Below are 19,384 nucleotides of genomic sequence, written 5' to 3'. Positions count from 1 at the left end.
GAATGCCCAGTAGCTTTTGCAGCCAGTCGTGCCTGATTTCTACGCCCTGTTCGGCCAGCGCACCCAGCACTGCTAGGCCTACCGGGAGGGCTTTCTCAAGCTCCAGCACATGCACCTGCACCCCGGCGCAAAGCTGGCCCTGGTGCTTGGAAAAGGTGGGCCTGAAGTAGTGTGGCCTAAAACGTACCCCCAACAGGCCCAGCCCACCCAGCCTTTGGGACAGGGCCTCTGCATCCAGGCCGGGTGCGCCTGCTACTTGAAAGGGCAGGGCAGTTCCACGCCCTTCGGAGGCCGTGGAAGCCTCGATCAGGGCCATGCCCACATACAACAGAACGGTTTGCGGGTTGGGTAGGTTGGGCGAAGGAGGTACCCAGGGCAGACCGCCCGAGTCGAAAGTTGCTTGAGGGTCGCAGGGGATTACCTCGAGCCCGGGTTCTACCAGCCGCCCACACTCCCCCAGGGTTAGCCCGTGCCGCAGAGGAACTTCCAGCATCCCCACAAAGGAGCGAAACGCTGGCTGAAGCACGGGCCCCTCGAGGGGAAAGCCCAGGGGGTTGGGCCGGTCGAGTACCACCACCCGGGTTCCGCTGATGCGAGCCGCCTCCAGTACTTGTACCAGGGTGGAAACAAACGTATAAAAACGCACCCCTGCGTCTTGCAAATCTACCAACAGGGTGTCCACTTGCCCGATGAGTTCGGCGATTTCAGCCACACCTTTTTCGTAGAGGCTATGGGTAGGCAGGCCGGTAGCCCGGTCTGTCAGCACTTCCGGGGCCTCGCCGGCCTGCCCAGAACCATCTATTCCATGCTCGGGCCCATAAAGACGCTCGAGTGCGAAACCCCTTTGCAAAAGCGCCACCGCCGAAGGCACGAGTGTCCGGGTGACCCCCGCCGGATGGGTCAGGAGGCCCAGCTTTCCGCTTGTGCCAATCAAAGAGGGGTTGTCCAGGAGCCGCTCCAAGCCGGTAGGCGCGAGCCCAGGGTAAAGGGGTGGGGTATTCATCTTCCCTTGCGATGCCGCGTCTATTGCTTCAGGAGGTTACTCGAGTGCACCGGTAATACCAGATTCGGTTAGTTCGGCGCCGGAAGGCGGCGAACTAACAGGGCCGAAGTTATCCGCGTAGCGGAGGGCGATACCGCCCCTTGGAAGGGAGTGCTCTAGGATTCAAAAAGATAGCCTCTGGGGGTTTTTGGTTTGAATGATTATCTTTTTGAATCCGGTATAACTTGTTTTGCGGTATGTTTTGAAGCATATTGACTGCCCAAAATTGCGATGTGCGGCTCATTGGGAGGGACTGTGGTGCATACCGAGTTCTTGGTTACCAGACCACTGGGGTTATTTGACCTTTGCCCAGAACACGCGCCGGGCCAGGCCCCATGTTTGCCGGGATACAATTGCCCGGGATACAACCAGACCCCCTTATCCCAGATGCCCATGAGATCTACGCCCAACCGCTACTTCTCGAACATGCTGAAGTTGGTGTAGATGATCCGGTTATCGCGGGCGTAGAAGTTCCCCAGGCGGGCGTGACCAGCGGCTACGGCATCGGGTTTGACAATCATGATCACGGGCAGGTTCTGGGCCGAGAGAAGCTGCCAGCGATCGTAGAGGCGCTTGCGCTCGTTTTGATCCCCCAGTTGCTCAGCCTGGCGGAAAATCTCCCAGATGTTTTTCTCCCAGGGAAACATCTGGTCGAACTTGGGCTCGCTGCTGCCGCGTTCGGGCCAGACCGAGCGGTGCCAGTAGTTGAGTTGGCCCCCCGGTTGCCAGATGTCCTTGCGGAGCTGGGGGTCGGGCTGGTCGCCGTAGGCCATCAGAATGCTCTCGAAGTTACCGCTGGTGGCAGTAGCCAGCAGGGTGCCCTGCTGAATGCCCTGAAGGTTGAGCTTAACGCCAATCTGCCGCAGGTCGTTCTGCAGAATGGCGGCAATCGCCGAGAAAGGCAGGGAGTCCGAGGCATAGGTGAAGCTGAACTCGAGCACCCTTCCACTGGGCAAGCGCCGTTGTCCATCCGCACCCCGGCGAAGGCCCAGGGAGTCCAGCAGCCCCGCGGCCCGCTCGAGGCTCCACTCGCCCAGGTAGCTGCGGGTGTCATAGTACCAGAATGTACCGGGAGCGACCCCATGTCCGGGCAGGCTGGCCAGGCCGTTGTACACGTCCTCGATGATGCGTTTGCGGTTCACGGCAAACTGCATGGCCCTGCGGAAGGTCAGGTTGCGAAATACCTCACGCAATTCGGGGTTGGGTACGTCAAAATTAAAACCCCAATGCGGCGGAGAAGTATAAATGGTGCTGCCACGCAATACCCGGATTTTTCCCGTAGCCACTTCTTGGCGCTTAAGGTCAGGAAACTGCGCCCCGGTAATGGGTATCTGATCGAGGTTGCCTGCCAGGAACTGCGCTGCCTGGATGTTCTGGTCGCGGATAATCAGGTACTCCAGCCGGTCGAAGTAGGGCAGGGAGTTGCTCTGGGTATCGCGCCGCCAGGAGTTGGGGTTGCGCACCAGGGTTACCTTCTGGTCGGGCACGTAGCTTTGCAGAATAAAAGGCCCTGTGCCCACAATTTCCTTGGGGTCGGTATTGGTGGCCCAGACCCGGCTGTAGCCACCGGGGTCTTCCAGGGGCTTGAACTGGGCCAGTTTGTGTTTCGGCATGATGGGCGAAAAGGTCAGTGCCTGTAAAACCGCGCCATAGGGCTTGCTCGAGATTACCCGGAAGGTCAGATCGTCCACCTTCTCAAAGCGCAGCGGTACCCCGGCCACCCTGAGGGTGGCGGCCTGGTTGGCCCGAAGGTTGGTGTTCGAGGCCACCTCGGTAAAGGTAAAAATCACGTCGTCGGCCGTAAATGGAGTGCCGTCTGACCACTTCACACCGCTGCGAAGCTTTACGGTGGTGGTGCGGGCATCCTTGGAAATCGTCCAGGACTCGGCCAGTACCCCTACAAGTTCGAAGGTAATCTGGTCGAGCTGCATCAACCGATCAAAAACATTGTTCAGCACGGTATAGGCAAAATTGTCAATTACCGCAAAGTAATTCCAGCTTTGCGGTGTGGAACCCAGCGGTAGGGTGAGGGTGCCCCCGCGCTTGCCAATCTCCTGGAACAGATTGGCAGGCACGTTGGCCTGGCTGGCTTGCTGGGCCTTTGCCTTGCCAAAGAGCCAGGGAGCCAGCGCCCCCGCGCCCATGCCGAAGGCAGCTTGCTTTAACAACTTCCGACGGTTCATGCGCTCCTCCTTTAGTTGCCTCGAGAGTTGGATTCTTTTAGCTCATTCCGGCCCCACTGCGCCCTGGAAGAGATACGAGGGCCTCAGGGCACTTATCACAGGGAAAAGGGAGAACCCGTTGCTTGGATAGACAATCCTGGCCGTTCAGATATGGATTCATACGCCTCAGCTACCCCGTGCCTCAGTCCCTTTGCCGCACATCTGCGGCATCCCGCAGGGCGTCGCCCAGAAAGTTGTAAGCCAGCACCGAGATAAATATCAGAATGCCGGGGGTCAGCAGCCAGGGGTAAAGCGAGAGCGACTGAAAGTTTTGCGCGTCCTTCAGCAGGAGCCCCCAGCTTGCCATGGGTTCCTTGATGCCCAGCCCCAGGAACGAGAGCGCCGACTCCCCAATGATGTAGCCAGGCAGGGCCAGGGTAGCGGTTACGATCAGGTAGCTGCTCAGGTTGGGCACGATGTGCCGCAGGATGATGCGCAGGTTGGAAGCCCCCTGGGCCACGGCGGCGGTTACGTAATCCACCTCGCGCAAGGCCAGTACCTGCCCCCGCACCACCCGAGCCAGCCCCGCCCAGCCAATAAACGAGAGCACCCCGATAATACCCAGGTAGACGTAGGTGCTGGGCCAGCTCGCCGGAATAACCGTCGAAAGGGCCATCAGGATGGGCAGACGCGGAATGGAGAGCAATACCTCGGTGGTGCGCTGGATCAGGGTGTCCACCCAGCCGCCAAAATAGCCAGAAATTCCCCCAAGCAGAATCCCGATGACAAAGGAGATCAGCACCCCAATCACCCCAACCGTGAGCGAGACCTGTGAGCCGACCAGGATGCGGGAGAACAGGCAGCGCCCAAACTGGTCGGTGCCCAGCGGGAAGAAGTAACCCTCGGACTCCGGGACGCCAAACAGGTGCCAGTTGGTTTTGAGTCCCAAAAAGCGGTAGGGCTCCCCCTGGGCGATGAAAAAGCGGATGGGGGTGGGGCGGCTGGGGTCTTCCCTATAGCTGCTGATGAAGGTTACCGGGTCGCGCTCGCGCTTGAGCTGGTAGACGTAGGGTCGAACCGGACGGCCGTCCCGAAAGAAGTGGATGCGCTGGGGCGGCTGGTAGATGGCGTCGGGGTGCTGTACGGTCAGGTTGTAGGGGGCCAGAAATCCGGCGAAGAGAGCTACCCCATACAGCACAATCAGCACCACCCCGCTGATCACGCCGGGCTTGGAGCGCAGAAAACGCCGCCAGGCCAGGTAGAGGGGGTTGTTGCGTTTATCCATGCCGCACCTCTACTCGTAGCGAATGCGGGGGTCTACCCAGGCCAGCAGGATGTCGGCCAGGAGGTTACCCACCATCAAAAGCACCGCCGAGAGCATTAGCAGAGCCATCACCACATACTGGTCTTTGTTCAAGAGGGAATCGTACAAAAAGGGCCCGATGGTGGGCAGGCTCAGCACAATTGAGGCAATGATGGTGCTGGATATGAGGGTAGGGAGCTGGAGCCCGGCCAGGCTAATCAGGGGGTTGATGGCGTTACGCACGGCGTGTTTCCAGAGCACCACCCGCTCGGCCAGCCCCTTGGCTCGAGCAGTACGGATGTAGTCCTGGTTCAGGACATCCAGCAGGTTGGCCCGCATTTGCCGCATGATGGTGGCGGTGCCGTCGAGCCCAATCACGATGAGGGGAATCCAGAGATGCCCCAGCATGTCCTGAAACCTGGCCCAGCTCCAGGGGGCATCGATGTACTGCGGGCTGAAGAGCCCCCCCACCGTGGTGCCGCCGCTGATGAGCACCAGATAGATGAGCAGCAGCGCTACCAGAAAATCAGGCGTGGCCAGCCCGAAGTAGCCCACAAAGTTGAGCGCAGTAGAGGTAGGGCCGTAGCGGTTCAGTGCGGTGTAGATGCCCAGCGGAATGGCAATTACCCAGGTAGCCAGAATGGTTAGGGCGGCCAGGAAAACTGTCCAGCCCATGCGCTCCCAGATCAGCTCGGAGACCGGGCGACTATTCAGGAAGGAGAAGCCAAAATCCCCCCGCACGATTCCCCCCAGCCAGTGCAAATACTGCGCCCAGACCGGCTGATCCAGCAGGTACTGGCGGCGAATGTTTTCGACGGTCTCGCGGCTGACGCGGGGATCCTCGAGCATGTTTTCTAAAAATCCCCCCGGCTGAAGCTGTATGACCCCAAACACCAGCACCGAGATGAGGAGCAAGGTGGGCACGGCTACCAGAATTCGGCGAAGTATAAATGTGGTCATGAGCGGCTAAGTTTCAAGAAAACCCGACCGAAACCGGGCGAGCCCAGGAGGCCTTGGAGCTTGCAGGCAGCGCCGGGGCATCTGGATGGGCATGCGCAAGCAATGAGTAACAAAAAAAGGGATAGGCGAAAGACGCCTACCCCAGGCCTTTAGCGCTGGAACATCAGCGGCAAGGGATTAAAGCCAGGAATTACGCCCAGGCTATAGATATAGTTGCCATAGCGGTTGGAAACAGCGCCCACCGCGTATTCTTTGGCAATCATGATGACCTGGGCCTCGCGGGCCGCGATGGACTGCCAGCGGTCGTAAAGGGCTTTGCGCTGAGTGAAGTTGGTGGTGCTGGCGGCACGCTCCCACAGGTCGTAAATCTCTCGCTCCCAGGGCAAAAAGTTATTGAACTGCGGCTGTCCGGTAGGGGTGGTGGGCTGGGTGGCCTGATGCCAGTAGTACAGCGCGCCCCCGGGTTTCCAGATGGGGGTACGTAGCTCGGGGTCGGGCTGATCCCCCAGGGCCAGCAAAATGGCTTCCCAATCGGCTCCACGCCCGGTGCCCAGCAGGTTGGCCGCCAGGATGCCTTGCAGGTTGACCTTTACCCCTACGCGCTGGAAATCGTTTTGCAGAATGGTGGCGATGGCCGTAAAGACCGCTGAGTTGGAGCCGTAGGTGAGGGTGAACTCGAGGGGTCTTCCGCTCGGCAAACGCCGGATGCCATCGGCACCCCGCGGCAGCCCCAGTTTGTCCAGCGCAGCGTTGGCTGCGTTCAGGTCAAAGCGGCCTTGCAAGCGGGCTACCTCGGGGTAGTACCACTCGGAAAGGGGTGCAACCCCGTAACTGGCCCGCTCGGCCAGGCCGTTATACACATCCTCGATAATCCGTTCGCGGTTAACTGCGAACTGCATGGCCCGGCGGAAGTCCGAGTTCTTGAACAGCGCGGCCAGCTCGGGGTTCTTGGCATTGTAGTTGAAAGACAGGTTAGGGGGCGAGCCAAACAGCGCCCGGAACTGTACGACCCGGAAGGCAGCCCCCTGGGCCTCACGGCGTTTGAGGTCGGGGAACTCGGCACCGGTGATGTTAATCTGGCCCAGGTTGCCTGCCAGGAACTGCGCTACACGAGCCTGGGAATCGGTAATGATCAGGTACTGGACTTGATCCAGGTAGGGCAGGGCATTGCCAGCCGCATCGCGCTTCCAGTAGTTGGGGTTTTTGGCCAGCGTAACCTGTTGCCCGGGGGTGTAGCTGCGCAGACGGAAGGGCCCGGTGCCCACCACTTCCTCGGGGTTAACGTTGGTGGGCCAAGCGGTGTTGATTTCGGCTCGAGGCTTGCCGCCCTCCTGGCTGAAAGGCAGCAGCTTGTGCTTGGGCATGATGGGCAGGCGCATGTAGTGAATGAAGGCCGGGGCAGGCTTGGGCAGGGTGAAGCGCACCCGGAAATCGCCCAGCTTTTCAATCTTTACACCGTCGAAGTTGGCCGCATCGCCCCCCCGGGCCTCGGGGTTGGCCACAATCTGGGTGTAGGTGAAGACCACGTCGTCGGCGGTGAAGGGTCGGCCATCGTGCCAGCGCACATCGCGCCGCAAATCGAAGGTGTAGACTCGGCTATTGGTAATGGTCCAGCGGGTGGCCAGGGCCGGTTCAATCTGGTAGTTGGCCAGGTTGTACTCAATCAGACCGTCGAACATCTGATTGGTCAGGTTCTGGATGGCTGAGTCAATGGCCCCGTAGTAAAAGAAGGTTTGGGGGGCGCTGGCCAGCGATAAGGTCAGACTGCCGCCTGGCTTGCCTGCGGTTACGCCCAGGTTGGCGTAAGCAGGCATGGTTTTGGGTTGTGCCAGTGCCAGCCCTCCTGCTGCAAGACTGACGGCTATGAGCCACAAGAGCTTTTTCATGGTTTCCTCCGTAAAGTTCTCGAACCCGAGGGGGACATCGCTTTGGTTCAAGGGCGAGTATACGCCAAGCAATATTGGTACGCAAGTGGTATAATACGAAATAACCTATGCACGCTAAACTGAACACCCATTCGGCTACACCGCTGTACCTGCAACTCGAGGCTGTTTTACGCGAGGCACTGGCTTCGGATACCTGGAAAGCGGGTGAGGCCATGCCCCCAGAACGGGAACTGGCCCATCAATTTGGGGTCTCGAGGCTCACCCTGCGCAAAGCCCTGGAGCGCCTCGAGGCCCAGGGTCTGGTACAGCGCCGACAGGGCTCGGGCACCTACGTAGCCCCCCGCCTCGAGCAGCCCCTCTCCACCCTTACGGGTTTTAGTGAGGATATGCGGGCCAGGGGACTGGAACCCAAAGTGCGCTGGCTGAAGCGTGGTTTGTTTACAGCCTCGCCAGAAGAGGTGCTGGCCCTTTCGCTTTCACCGGGGGAAAAAGTAGCCCGCCTCGAGCGCGTCCGCAGCGCCCAGGGCGAACCCATGGCCGTCGAGCGGGCCGCCCTGCCTGCGCATCTGCTGCCCAACCCGGAAGAAGTCAAGGATTCGCTTTATGCCTACCTGGAAAGCAAGGGTTTGCGTCCGGCCAGGGCCCTTCAACGCTTGCGTGCGGTAGCGGCCAGTCGGCAGGAGGCTGAACTCCTGGGCATTCGGGCCGATGAGCCGGTGCTCTACATCGAGCGGCTGAGCTACCTGGCCGATGGCAGCGTGCTCGAGTTCACCCGCAGCCACTACCGGGGTGACCGCTACGATTTTGTGGCGGAGTTGCGCAGCAATCGCTGAGGCGGCGCTAATGCCCCCGCAGCCGAGGGTCAAGGGTATCGCGTAGGGTGTCTCCCAGCAGATTAAATCCGAGCGAAGCCACCAGAATGGCCAGCCCCGAAAACACCGAGGTCCAGGGAGATAGCGTCAGGTAGGCGCGGCCCTCGGATAGCATCTGGCCCAGCGAGGGGTTGGGCGGCTGGGTTCCCAGTCCCAAAAAGGCCAGCGAGGACTCCACCAGAATGGCGGTGGAAAGGGCCAGGGTGGTTTGCACCAGAACCACCGAGGCCAGGTTGGGCAAAATATGCTGCAGGATGACGCGGCGATTGCTGGCGCCAATGGCTATGGCTGCCTGTACATAATCGGTGTTGCGAACCACCAGAGCTGGCCCCCGGGTCAGGCGGGCAAAAGTGGGGATGTAGACGATGCCAATGGCCAGGGCTGCGTTCCACTGGCTGGGCCCCAGCATGGCGATGATGCCAATGGCCAGAAGGATAATTGGGAAAGCCAGGAGCACATCCATCAGGCGCATGACCACGCGGTCGTACCAGCCGCCCACATACGCCGCCGAGACCCCCAACAAGGTGCCCACCAGCACCGCAATGAACACCGAACTGAAGGCCACCATCAAGGAGTTGCGAAAGCCAAAGAGGATGCGGGAAAGAAGGTCGCGCCCAAACTGGTCGGTGCCAAGCCAGTGGGCGCTGGTGGGGCCGGAAAGCCGGGTCAGGATATTTTGCTCGACGGGGCTATAGGGGGCCAGGGTAGGGGCGAGCAGGGCACAGAGCACGACCACCAGGGTCAGTAAGAGCCCCAGCAAACCCAGTGGATTGCGCAATAGGGGCCAAAGGGTTTTTTGCCAGGTGAGGGTCATGCGTACTCCACCCTTGGGTCGAGCTTGGCGTAGATCAGGTCTACCAGCAGGTTAATCAGCACAAAAGCCGTGGTAACCAGCAGGATGGCACCCTGGATCAGCGGGTAGTTGCGCTCGTTGATGGCTCCTAAAATCAGGCGACCCATCCCTGGAATGGCAAACACCTGCTCTACCACAATGGCGCCCCCAAAGAGATAGCCCACCTGAATCCCAATCACGGTGACCAGGGGAATCATGGCGTTGCGCAGGGCGTGTTTGTAGAGCACCACCCGCTCGGAGAGCCCCTTGGATCGGGCAGTGCGGATGTAGTCCTGATTTAGCACATCCAGCAGTGAAGAGCGCAGTACCCGGCTCAGACCCGCCAGCATGGGCAGGGAAAGGGTGACGACCGGTAGCACCAGCCGGGAGAGGTGCCCCCAGGGGTCTTGGCTGAAAGGTACGTAGCCCAGGCTCTGCCAGCCGGGGGCCAGCTTGAACACCAGAAAGATGAGCAAAGTGCCCAGCCAGAAGGAGGGCAGGGTCACCCCGGTAATGGAAAAGAGCCGGATGAGGTATTCTGCGCTCGAGTTCCGCCAGTACGCCGTCAACACCCCTACCGGAATGGCCAGCCCGATGGCGATAACCAGGGAAAGGACGGTCAGTTCCAGGGTGATGGGCAAGCGCTGCAAGATCTCTTCGCTGATGGGCCTGCCTGTCCAGATACTTTGCCCCAGGTCACCGCGCAGGGCGGCGCTGAGCCAGTCCCAGTACTGCACGAAGATGGGCTTGTTCAACCCCAGCTTTTCACGCAGGGCGGCAAGCCCTTCGGGGGTAATCTCGGTGTTGGCCCCCAGCATGATCTGCACGGCATCGCCGGGGATGAGCCGAATCATCAGGAAAACCAGCACCGAGACCCCAAACAACACGAACAGGAGGTCGAGCGAGCGTTTGACAAGAAAGGAAAGCATCATGAGGAGAACATAGAACCCAGGGTCGCCGCCGGCTCCAGCGGTACGCGATGCCCCAGAAGCTTGCTATGCGCCTGGTTTAGAGTCCAGGCTGGGCCCCAGAGGATTCCGGGGTGACCAGGGGCATAGAACCCGCAGTCCCACAAAAGCACGGAGCTCGAGCCCTTTATACCAGATTTGGTTGATTCCTTACCGAATGGCAACGAATCAACAGGGCCGAAGTTATCCGCGTAGCGCAGGGCGATACCGCCCCTTGGAAGGGAGACGCTTTCTTCACCAACCGTTCGGGAGGGGTGTGCTCCAGGATTCAAAAAGACAACCTATGAGGTTCTTGTTTTGTAGACTGTCCTTTTGAATCCGGTATTACCGAGCCAACCAGGTATCGCGCAGGTAGATGAGCGAGCGGGTGGGAATGGGCTTGAAGCCCTGCACGTTTTCGCGGGCGGCGGAGAACAGTGTGCCGTAGACCAGGTGCGCGATGGGCCCCTGGCAGGCCAGCTCTACTTGCAAACGGGCATAGATGGGGCGGCGGGCTTCGTCGTTTACGGTGGTGCGGCCCTGGTTGAGCAGGCGGTCTACCGTGGGGTTGGAGTACTTGAAAACGTTGGTCGAGCCGCCGGTGGAGAAGGTACGAAACAGATAGCCGTCGGGGTCGGCGTTACCGCCATTGATGGAAGCAAAAGTATCGAAGTTGGAGTTGCGCCACTCCTGTATAAACTTGCCTTGCTCCAACACCTCGACCCTGGCGCGGAAGCCGGCCTGGGCGAGCTGCTGCTGCACCACCTGAGCGGCATCCACCACGGTTTTGTTGGAGCCGATCACGATCATGCCAAAGTCCACGCCATTGGGGTAGCCTGCCTGGGCCAGCAGTTCCCTGGCCCGCGCAGGGTTGGTGCTGTAACAGGGGAAGGCGCTCTGCGGCGAAGCCCAGGAGCGCAGCCCCAGGGGCCCGGCGGGTGTGCCGTTACCAAAGTAGACCGCCTGCACAATCTGCTGGCGGTTGAGGGCATAGTTGAGGGCCTCGCGTACTTTGGGGTTGTCGAAGGGTTTGCGCGAGACGTTCATGCCAATCAGGCTGTAGGCCAGATCCTGGGTGGTGATGAGCTTGACGTTGGGGGTGTTGCGCAGGGTCACGGCCAGCGAGGGGTCAATGTTGGGCAGGAACTGATAGGTGCCGCTGGCCAGGCCAACCTGGCGGGTTGCTGCATCAGGAACAATGTTGTAGCGCAGGGCATCCAGGTAGGGCCGCCCCTGCCGCCAGTAGCGGGGATGGCGCTCGAGCAGGATGTAGGTATCGGGCACCCATTCCTTGAAGGCAAAGGGCCCCGTGCCCATGGGCCTGCGCTGCATGTCGTTGCCCGCCTTGACGTACTCTTCCGACATTACTGCAATGTTTGCCAACTCAATGAGCATGGGGGCAAACGGCTGGGAAAGCTCGACAACCAGCTGGGTGGGGGAGGTTGCCCGCACATCCTTGATCAGGTTGACCCGGCTGGCGATGGGGGAGCCGGTCTTGGGGTCGCGCACGCGGTTGATGGAGAAAGCGATATCCCCGGCGGTTAGGGGCTTGCCGTCGTGGAAGGTGACCCCCGAGCGCACCTTGAAGGTGTAGGTCAGGCCGTCCGGGCTAACCGTCCAGGACTCGGCCAGGGCGGGGCGGGGCCGTAAACGCTCGTCAATTTCGGTAAGACCCTCGTAGATCTGGCCGGTCACGATGAACGAAGCAAAAGCCGTGGCCACGTGGGGGTCGAGACCCGAGGGAGAGGCATCCGCCCCTATTTGCAGCGTGCCGCCTCGTACCGGGGTCTGGGCAAAAGACCACCCCATTGCCAATATCAAGGCCATTAAGAAACCAAACCTGCGACCTTTCATAGCGCCTCCTTTTGAGCTTAGGGCTGCTCGGCTGTATTCTATGCCACAAAACTTTGGTACTCAAGTGGTACAGGTGTCCCACCATCGGCTATTGCAGGATTTGTCTCAAATGAGCTGCCGCAGGGTGCGTGCCTGGAGTTCATGGCGGAGTACCAGAAAAAGCTCGGCCGTTGCCAGGGCATCCCAAAGCGCGTGGTGTTCCAGATGTCCTGGCAGGCCAAATGTGGCCCTGGCGGCTGCCAGCCCTGTGGGGAAGGGCTTGGCATGCGGCTCGAGCTGCCTGCGCCGTTCGCCCAGTCGGGCCAGCAAGACCACCGTATCCACCACCACCGGCCTGACCCAGGGCTTGCCAGTGGCGTGGAAGTATCGCTGCAAAAAACTCAAATCCACCGAGCTATAGTGCAGCAGCAGGGCACCGTGACCGATACGTGCCTTGATTTCCTCGAGCACCTGTTCGAGTGGAGGGGCGCTGTCCAGCTCCCCGGGCAGGATGTGATGGGCCTTGATGCCTTCGGCGGAGAGCGCACCGGGTCTTATGGGACGAACCAGGCTGTAATAGTGTGCGCCAAACTCGATGATGCCCTTGCGGATGGGCACCATGCCCACGGAAAGAATCTGATCGTCGTGGCTAAGTCCGCTCGTCTCCAGATCCAGAGCCCAGTAGATAACCTCGTTCCAGGCAGGGCTTTTGGAAAAAGGCCAGAGCTTCATAGCAAAAGGCGCGTTATCGCGACTGGAGCTGGATGTGATTAACCCAGCCGGTCGGTGTGGAAGCGGTGGCTCATGGCCTCCTGCACCTCGCGCACCTGCGAGAAGGCTTCTTTGAGGTGGCGGCGCTCGAGGGGCGAGAGACTTTCCAGGGGCACCTTGTTGCTGGGTGTCTCGCCGCGGCGCAGCGCCACCAGCTGCTCGCGCAGGCGCAGTCGCATCAGGAATCCAAAAGCCTCTATAAGGGTCTCGGCACCTTCTGGGCTGAGTTTGTTCTCTCGAGCCGCGGCCTGTAAACGCTCCACGGTGCCTTTGGCCAGGCTGCGGGCCTCCAGGGCATAGACCCGGGCCAGGCTCACGATGGGGGCGATGCCGCCCTTTTTGAGGTCGACCCCGCCGTCTTCCTCCTTGATCTGGCGGAAGAATCCAATGGGCGGGCGGAACTGCAGCGAGGCCCTGGCCAGCTGGGCCAGGAAGATGCTCTTTTCGGCCCCCTGGGCCAGAATACGCTCGAGGGGCTCGAGCGAAAGTTCACCGTGTACGGCTCGGAAATCGAAGAATATCTGCGCTTCCAGCAACTCTTGCGGTTTGGGGGCCTCGAGCCAGTGCCGGAAGAGCTGCTCCCACTCGGATAGCGGTTTGCGCCACCGGGTGGCCATATAACCCCCAGGGCAGGGGGGAAAGCCGGCTTGAATCAGGCCATTCACCACAAAGTCTGCCAGTTGCTCAAAATAGGCCGCCGCCTCGGGGGTGTCCTGCTGGTAGACCAGGGCGTTGTCCTGGTCGGTGAGGAGGGCTTGCTCCATGCGCCCTTCGGAACCAAAGACGATCCAGGCGTAGGGGGTGGGGGGCGGCCCCAGCCGTTCCTCGGCCAGCTCAAGCAGAATGCGAACAAGCTGGTCGTTGAGGGCGCTTACACTGCGGCCAATTTCGCTGGCGCCCAGCCCGCCCAGCAAGAGCGATTCGGCCACACCCGAGAGCTCCTGGCCGTAGCCTGCCAGGTCGCCTGGGTTGCGGGTGCGCTCGAGCCGCCGCAGCAGGTAGAGCGGGCTTTTGGTCTGCTGGCGCATGAAGACAGTGTCGGTAATCAGACCGATAATCTGCCCGTCTTGCTCCAGGGGCAGGTGATGAATGCCCTGACGCACCATGAACGAAAGGGCCTCGAACAGCGGGGTGCTGGCGGGCAGGGTTTTGGCCGGGGCACTCATCACCTCTTGCAGGGGTGTGTCGGGCCCCTTACCGGCAGCGAGTACCCGGTTGCGCAAGTCGCGGTCGGTCAGGATGCCCACCGGCTCGCCCTCGACCAGTACCGAGCTGATCTGGTGGCTGCGCATGACCTGGGCTGCTTCGCCCACCGTAAAGGAGCGGGGCACAAACACCGGGGGCCGGGTGACTAGCTTCCCAACCGGCAGGGCCATATCGACATTGACCAGGCCCAACCCCTCGGCCCGTGTGGAAAGCCGCAGGCGTTCGGCCAGCCCCCGGGTAAACATCTCGGCAAAAGCGGGGTACCCCAGCAGCTTTTGGAATACGGCCCAGGGCCAGCGGTACACCAGCAGGTCTTCTTCGGCCACCACGTCAAAAGCGGGGGTGTCCTGCGAAAGGAGGGAAGGGTAGCCGAATACCTCCCCTTCTTCAAGGTGCAGCACAGTCTGCCCGTCGCGCTCGAGGCGTGCCTCCCCCTTGCGAATCATATACAAATGCTCGCTCTTGGGGCCGTTGCGCTCTAAAACCTTGCTTCCCCTGGGGTAAAAAGTAATTTCCAGGCCGCGTTCTACCTGATGCAGGGCCTCATCTGGCAGCAGGTGAAACGGCGCTTGCTCACGAACAAACTCAATCGGGTTCACAGCCCTATTTTGCCGACTTTTCTGGAGCCTTTTGCCCCTCTTCCGGTAGACGAATAATCAACCCCGAGCCGAGCCAGGCCGAAAGGGGCAGGATGATGCTCAGGGCCTGATTGGCCCCCAAAAACACCTGCAAGGCATAGCCAAACAGCAGGGCGGGCAGCAAAAGAAAGAAGATGCGGAAAATGCGCTCCAGGCCAGGTTTGGGGGGCAGTGGCCAAAAACGGGAAAAAACCAGCCCCAGCAAGCCGCCCAGCACCACCGCCGAGGCGATACGCAGCAGGTCAACGGGGGTGGGGAAGGGCCAGCCGGTCAGGTAGTGGCCCACGGTATAAAACAAAAACAAAAACCCCGAAATCCCCAGCAAAAGCCTCAGCAAACGCAGGGTCAGGTCGGGGGGCACGTAAACAGGACTCTTTTTTGCAGATTCCATGTTGCCAGCCATAGCGTGATATTACCCAAAAAACTGGGGTGGGCGTCTGCCCACCCCGGCGGTTAGCTAGTGATAATGGGCGTCTTTGGCGCCGCGTGGAATCCGCACCGACTCCACCAGCTCCTGCACATCTTTGGGAGGTTCGGGGGTCATGCGGGAGACAAAGTAGGTGATGACAAGGTTTAGCACCATGCCCACCGTGCCGATACCCTCCGGGCTCACGCCCAGGAACCAGCGGGGCATGCCAAAGTAGCTGGTGCCGATGATGTAGCTGGCGGTAAAGACCAGCCCCACTATCATCCCGGCAATGGCCCCCTCGCGGGTGGTGCGTTTATCGAAGATGCCCAGGAGTATGGCGGGGAAGAAGCTGCTGGCCGCAAGCCCAAAGGCAAAGGCCACCAACTGGGCAATAAAGCCTGGTGGGTTCTGCCCGAAGTAACCGGCAATTAACACGGCCAGCAGAATTCCGATGCGGGCAATCAACAAGCGCTGGCCCTCGGTGGCCCGCGGATTGATGATGCGGTAGTACAGGTCGTGCGAGAGCGCCGAGGAAATAACAATCAAAAGCCCCGAGGCTGTGGAAAGCGCTGCCGCCAGACCTCCAGCCGCCACCAGAGCAATGATTAGCGGAGCTAGTTTGGCCACTTCGGGGGTAGACAGCACGATGATGTCGTTGTTGATAAAGACCTCGTTGGCGCTGGAGGTATCGGGGTTATTCACGTCGGGGCGGGTCGTGCCCGGAATGAACTTGAAGGCGTTGCCCTTGGCGATGGTGATGATGCCGTTGTTGTCCTTGTCTACGAAGCGCAGCAGGCCGGTTTTCTCCCACTTGGCCACCCAGTCGATTTGCCGCACTTCTTCAATGGATTTGCCATTGAGGGTGTTGATCAGGTTATAGCGCGCAAACACCGAGATGGCCGGGGCGGTGGTGTAAAGCAGGGCGATAAACAGCAGAGCCCAGCCAGCGGAGGCCCGGGCGTCCTTCACGGTAGGTACGGTGTAGAAGCGGATAATCACGTGGGGCAGACCCGCCGTGCCGAACATCAAACATGCTGTGATGAGCAATATATTGAGCATGTCGAAGCGCTGGAACGGCTGGGTATACTGGGTAAAACCCAAGTCCACCTGCAACTGGTTGAGGCGGGTGGTGATGTCACTAAAGGTGAGGGCCAGTTGGGGGATGGGGTTGCCGGTAAGAATGCTGGCAATAGCAAAACCGGGAATCAGATAGGCAATAATCAAAACGGTGTACTGGGCTACTTGGGTCCAGGTAATGCCCTTCATGCCGCCCAGCACTGCAAAAAGTGCTGTGACAGCCACCCCAATCCACAACCCCGTAATGCTGGGAACTCCCAGATAGCGGGCAAAAACCGTACCTACCCCTACCAGTTGCGGGATGACGTAGGTAAACGACACAAAGACGGCCGCCACCACCGCCACCACACGGGCGGTCTGGGAGTAGTAGCGGTCGCCTACGAAGTCGGGCACGGTAAACTTACCAAACTTGCGCAGGTAGGGGGCTAGCAGCAAGGCCAGCAGCACGTAGCCGCCAGTCCAGCCCATCAGGTAGATGGTGCCGTCGTAGCCCAGGGTGGAGATCAGGCCCGCCATCGAGATGAAGCTAGCCGCGCTCATCCAGTCGGCGGCGGTGGCCATGCCGTTGGCAATGGGGGGGACGCCGCGTCCGGCTACATAAAAGCCCTCGGTTTCGCGCACCCGCGCCCAGATTCCAATTCCCACGTACAAGCCAAAGGTCAGGAGCACAATGATCCAGGTCCAGAGTTCTACGCTCATGAGCAGCACCCCTATTCGTATACGTCGAACTGCTGGTCAATCTTGTTCATCTGCGAAACGTAGATGAAGATCAAGATGACGAAGATGATGATGGAACCCTGGTGGGCAAACCAGAAGCCCAGCGGAACGGCCCCGAGCTTTATATTGTTGAGGGGCTGAACCAACAAAATGCCAAAACCGTAAGAAACCACTGCCCATACGATAAGCAGGTTACGGATCAGGCTGATGTTGGCCTTCCAGTACGCATCGGCCTTAGCTTTATCCATGCCTAACCTCCATGTAACACAAGTCCGGCCACCAGAGCCATTGGGGTGGTCGCTTTAGCGCTTTTCAGACTTGCGCCATGAATCTAACACCGAGATAGTAGTCTGGCAAGTTATTTGATGTTTTTGTATATGTGCGAAAGTCGTCGCTTTTATTTGATTAATGAGAGCCACGCTCGAGTCGAACGTAGCTTCGCTGGAGGAAAAGCGCAGCGCAGGATTTGTCCATGCAATGCGGTTTGAGCGCTGAATCTAAGCAGAACACCCCTGCATGTCTCGAGGTAGCCTTCAAGGCCTTTTGTGCAACGGATACAGGGGAATCCCTTATCAGCTCATAACTTGGGCTTATGAAAAGCTACTCTTCCAACGTGCTTAGATCGCCGGGATCGCGCCCCATCTCCTGGGCTTTGAGCAAGCGTCGAAGAATTTTGCCGCTGCGGGTTTTGGGGAGCTTGTCCAGGAACACCAGCTCGCCGGGGGTGGCGATGGGGCCGAGCTCGAGCCTCACGTGCTGCACAATCTCGGTCTTGAGCGCTTGGGTTTTTTCGTGCCCCATTCGCAGTACCACAAAAGCTTTGATGTTTTCACCTTTGATGGGGTCGGGCACCCCAATCACGGCGGCCTCGGCTACAGCGGGGTGCGAGACCAGGGCGCTCTCCACGTCTGCCGTGCCGATGCGGTGCCCGGCCACGTTGAGCACGTCGTCGGCGCGGCCCAGCACAGTGAAGTAGCCCTCGGCGGTTTTGCTGGCCACGTCGCCGGCGGCGTAGAAGTTCCCGGGGATTTCCGTCCAGTACTGGGTATAGCGGGTGTGGTTGCCCCAAACGGTGCGCATCATGTGGGGGAACGGGCGCCTCAGGGCCAGCAAACCCCCTGTTCCGGGCGCTACCTCGTTGCCATCCGCATCCACCACCGCTGCTTCCACGCCCGGAAGAGGCACCCCCACAAAACCGGGCTTGCCCTCCAGTGTCAGGGGGGTACCCAGGGTGGGGCCGCCCAGCTCGGTTTGCCACCAGTTGTCGGCCACAAAACCGCGCTGGCCGCCATCCATCAGGTGTTCAACCGCCCACTGCCAGGCCTCGGGGTTAAGCGGTTCGCCGGCCACGCCAATGAACCGCAGCGAAGAGAGGTCGTGCCGAGCGGGCCACTCGGGCCCAAACTTCATGAACATGCGCACGGCGGTGGGGGCGGTGAACATCACATTCACCCGATACCGCTCCACAGCCTGCCAGAGGGCTGCCGGGTTGGGGTAGTCGGGCGCGCCCTCGCGCAGGACGCTGGTAATGCCCATCAGCAACGGTGCGTACACAATATAGCTGTGCCCCACAATCCAGCCGATGTCCGAGGTGGCCCAGTAGACATCGGTGTCCTTCACGTCGAAGAATGAGCGCAGGTGGTAAGCGGTGCCCACCATGTAGCCCCCGTGTACGTGCACCACCCCCTTGGGTTTGCCGGTGGAGCCCGAGGTATAAAGGATGAATAAGGGGTGTTCGCTATCCAGGGGAATGGCCTCGGCTTCGGGCTTGTGCGACCAGAGCAGCAGGTTGAAATCGTGGAAGCGCGGCCCCTCTGGAACTGCTTTGCTGCGGCTGAACCAGACCGTGTGCACGTCCAGGTCTTCGATGGCCTGGAGCACGATGGATTCCAGATCCACCGGCTTGCCCCGCCGGTAGGAGACATCCCCTGCGATGACGAGCTTGGCCCCTGCGTCCATAATGCGTTCGCGTAGGGCCGAAACCCCCAGGCCCGCATACACCACCGAGTGAACGGCCCCGATGCGGGCGCAAGCCAGCATGGCCATCACACCTTCCAGGGTGAGCGGCATGTAGATAATGACCCGGTCGCCCTTCTGCACCCCCAGGCTTTTTAGCCCGGTGGCCAGGCGCGAAACCCGATCCAGAAGCTCACCATAGGTAAGCTTTTGCTCGCTGCCGTCCTCGCCCAGGTACAAAAGGGCTACCTGGTTGCGCTTGGCGCCTTTGGCATGGCGGTCCAGGGCGTTGTAGGTGATGTTGGTCTGCCCACCCAAAAACCACCTGTGGTCGGGGAAGTTCCACTCGAGCACCCGCTCAAAAGGCTCGAACCAGTTAAACTGCCGGGCTTGCTCACCCCAAAACGCTTCGGGGTCTTGCAGGCTGCGGTTATATTCGGCCCAGAAGTCCGGGATGTTGGCATTTTGGCGTAAGGCGGCGGGGGCTTGGTAACTGACCTTGGATTTTAGCAGTTGCTCGAGTTCCATGGGGCCTCCTGAGGGTGTATTTTTGCAGAGAGACTGAGAGACAAATGCCGTTTTATACCAGATTCGGTTAGTTCGTCACCGAAGGGTGACGAACTAACCCGACCGAAGGGAGTGCTCTAGGATTCAAAAAGACAACCTATGGGTTTTTGTTTTTTGAACTGTCTTTTTGAATCCGGTATTAGTTCAGGGGCAGCAAGTTCCCGGAATGGGCCGCCTGAACTGCACCGGCGGCAAAAGGACGACGG

The 19,384-nt window shown here is 60.1% G+C and carries 15 protein-coding genes; 1 reads left to right on the top strand and 14 read right to left on the bottom strand.

Features of this window, described 5'->3' with window-relative positions; genetic code table 11:
• The 5 genes from Q0X23_RS15660 to Q0X23_RS15640 all read right to left on the bottom strand — a co-directional run.
• On the bottom strand, positions 1-1,003 hold a 1,003-nt coding region (locus tag Q0X23_RS15660; protein WP_297861130.1), incomplete at its 3' end, for a DUF1343 domain-containing protein.
• A gap of 452 nt (positions 1,004-1,455) precedes the next feature.
• Positions 1,456-3,225 (bottom strand): ABC transporter substrate-binding protein, encoded by a 1,770-nt coding sequence (locus tag Q0X23_RS15655; protein WP_297861129.1) that lies wholly within the window; start codon positions 3,223-3,225, stop codon positions 1,456-1,458.
• Positions 3,226-3,406: 181 nt separating this feature from the next.
• On the bottom strand, positions 3,407-4,489 hold the full coding sequence (locus tag Q0X23_RS15650) for an ABC transporter permease (RefSeq protein ID WP_297861128.1): 1,083 nt from the start codon (positions 4,487-4,489) through the stop codon (positions 3,407-3,409).
• Positions 4,490-4,498: 9 nt separating this feature from the next.
• Positions 4,499-5,467 carry an ABC transporter permease gene (locus Q0X23_RS15645; RefSeq protein ID WP_297861127.1) on the bottom strand — a complete coding sequence of 323 codons (969 nt, stop codon included), beginning with the start codon at positions 5,465-5,467 and terminating at the stop codon, positions 4,499-4,501.
• Between the two features lie 149 nt (positions 5,468-5,616).
• A complete protein-coding gene (locus Q0X23_RS15640) occupies positions 5,617-7,353 on the bottom strand; it encodes an ABC transporter substrate-binding protein (RefSeq protein ID WP_297861126.1) in 1,737 nt (578 codons plus the stop codon).
• A 107-nt stretch (positions 7,354-7,460) separates the two neighbouring features.
• Between Q0X23_RS15640 and Q0X23_RS15635 the strand changes: the two genes are divergently transcribed.
• Positions 7,461-8,186 carry a GntR family transcriptional regulator gene (locus tag Q0X23_RS15635; RefSeq protein WP_297861125.1) on the top strand — a complete coding sequence of 242 codons (726 nt, stop codon included), beginning with the start codon at positions 7,461-7,463 and terminating at the stop codon, positions 8,184-8,186.
• Between the two features lie 7 nt (positions 8,187-8,193).
• On the opposite strand, the gene Q0X23_RS15630 is transcribed toward Q0X23_RS15635, so the two are convergent.
• From Q0X23_RS15630 to acs, 9 genes are all read right to left on the bottom strand, one after another.
• On the bottom strand, positions 8,194-9,039 hold the full coding sequence (locus Q0X23_RS15630; RefSeq protein WP_297861124.1) for an ABC transporter permease: 846 nt from the start codon (positions 9,037-9,039) through the stop codon (positions 8,194-8,196).
• Positions 9,036-9,989 (bottom strand): ABC transporter permease, encoded by a 954-nt coding sequence (locus tag Q0X23_RS15625; RefSeq protein ID WP_297861123.1) that lies wholly within the window; start codon positions 9,987-9,989, stop codon positions 9,036-9,038. The genes Q0X23_RS15630 and Q0X23_RS15625 overlap by 4 nt, the downstream gene beginning before the upstream one ends.
• A gap of 360 nt (positions 9,990-10,349) precedes the next feature.
• Positions 10,350-11,858 carry an ABC transporter substrate-binding protein gene (locus tag Q0X23_RS15620; RefSeq protein WP_297861122.1) on the bottom strand — a complete coding sequence of 503 codons (1,509 nt, stop codon included), beginning with the start codon at positions 11,856-11,858 and terminating at the stop codon, positions 10,350-10,352.
• Between the two features lie 105 nt (positions 11,859-11,963).
• On the bottom strand, positions 11,964-12,569 hold the full coding sequence (locus tag Q0X23_RS15615; protein ID WP_297861121.1) for a PolC-type DNA polymerase III: 606 nt from the start codon (positions 12,567-12,569) through the stop codon (positions 11,964-11,966).
• 38 nt (positions 12,570-12,607) lie between these two features.
• Complete coding sequence (locus Q0X23_RS15610; protein WP_297861120.1) at positions 12,608-14,413, bottom strand: putative nucleotidyltransferase substrate binding domain-containing protein; 1,806 nt, start codon at positions 14,411-14,413, stop codon at positions 12,608-12,610.
• Between the two features lie 4 nt (positions 14,414-14,417).
• Positions 14,418-14,855: a hypothetical protein gene (locus Q0X23_RS15605; protein ID WP_297861119.1), complete on the bottom strand. Its 438-nt coding sequence runs from the start codon at positions 14,853-14,855 to the stop codon at positions 14,418-14,420.
• A 54-nt stretch (positions 14,856-14,909) separates the two neighbouring features.
• Positions 14,910-16,637 (bottom strand): sodium:solute symporter family protein, encoded by a 1,728-nt coding sequence (locus Q0X23_RS15600; protein ID WP_297861118.1) that lies wholly within the window; start codon positions 16,635-16,637, stop codon positions 14,910-14,912.
• Between the two features lie 11 nt (positions 16,638-16,648).
• The gene (locus tag Q0X23_RS15595) at positions 16,649-16,903 is read right to left on the bottom strand and encodes a DUF4212 domain-containing protein (RefSeq protein ID WP_297861117.1); all 255 of its coding nucleotides are present in this window, start codon (positions 16,901-16,903) and stop codon (positions 16,649-16,651) included.
• Between the two features lie 352 nt (positions 16,904-17,255).
• Positions 17,256-19,139 (bottom strand): acetate--CoA ligase, encoded by a 1,884-nt coding sequence (gene acs / locus Q0X23_RS15590; protein ID WP_297861116.1) that lies wholly within the window; start codon positions 19,137-19,139, stop codon positions 17,256-17,258.
• Positions 19,140-19,384: the final 245 nt, after the last annotated feature.

Source organism: Meiothermus sp., assembly GCF_026004115.1.
Classification (GTDB): domain Bacteria; phylum Deinococcota; class Deinococci; order Deinococcales; family Thermaceae; genus Meiothermus.
The sequence above is the reverse complement of the archived record's forward strand: the minus strand, read 5'-3'. Positions and strand labels throughout refer to the sequence as shown.

Excerpts from the sequence above, each read along its gene's own strand:
- Q0X23_RS15655 (WP_297861129.1), bottom strand. The coding sequence starts at position 3,225 with ATGAACCGTCGGAAGTTGTTAAAGCAAGCTGCCTTCGGCATGGGCGCG.
- Q0X23_RS15650 (WP_297861128.1), bottom strand. The coding sequence starts at position 4,489 with ATGGATAAACGCAACAACCCCCTCTACCTGGCCTGGCGGCGTTTTCTG.
- Q0X23_RS15645 (WP_297861127.1), bottom strand. The coding sequence starts at position 5,467 with ATGACCACATTTATACTTCGCCGAATTCTGGTAGCCGTGCCCACCTTG.
- Q0X23_RS15640 (WP_297861126.1), bottom strand. The coding sequence starts at position 7,353 with ATGAAAAAGCTCTTGTGGCTCATAGCCGTCAGTCTTGCAGCAGGAGGG.
- Q0X23_RS15635 (WP_297861125.1), top strand. The coding sequence starts at position 7,461 with ATGCACGCTAAACTGAACACCCATTCGGCTACACCGCTGTACCTGCAA.
- Q0X23_RS15630 (WP_297861124.1), bottom strand. The coding sequence starts at position 9,039 with ATGACCCTCACCTGGCAAAAAACCCTTTGGCCCCTATTGCGCAATCCA.
- Q0X23_RS15625 (WP_297861123.1), bottom strand. The coding sequence starts at position 9,989 with ATGATGCTTTCCTTTCTTGTCAAACGCTCGCTCGACCTCCTGTTCGTG.
- Q0X23_RS15620 (WP_297861122.1), bottom strand. The coding sequence starts at position 11,858 with ATGAAAGGTCGCAGGTTTGGTTTCTTAATGGCCTTGATATTGGCAATG.
- Q0X23_RS15615 (WP_297861121.1), bottom strand. The coding sequence starts at position 12,569 with ATGAAGCTCTGGCCTTTTTCCAAAAGCCCTGCCTGGAACGAGGTTATC.
- Q0X23_RS15605 (WP_297861119.1), bottom strand. The coding sequence starts at position 14,855 with ATGGCTGGCAACATGGAATCTGCAAAAAAGAGTCCTGTTTACGTGCCC.
- Q0X23_RS15600 (WP_297861118.1), bottom strand. The coding sequence starts at position 16,637 with ATGAGCGTAGAACTCTGGACCTGGATCATTGTGCTCCTGACCTTTGGC.
- Q0X23_RS15595 (WP_297861117.1), bottom strand. The coding sequence starts at position 16,903 with ATGGATAAAGCTAAGGCCGATGCGTACTGGAAGGCCAACATCAGCCTG.
- acs (WP_297861116.1), bottom strand. The coding sequence starts at position 19,139 with ATGGAACTCGAGCAACTGCTAAAATCCAAGGTCAGTTACCAAGCCCCC.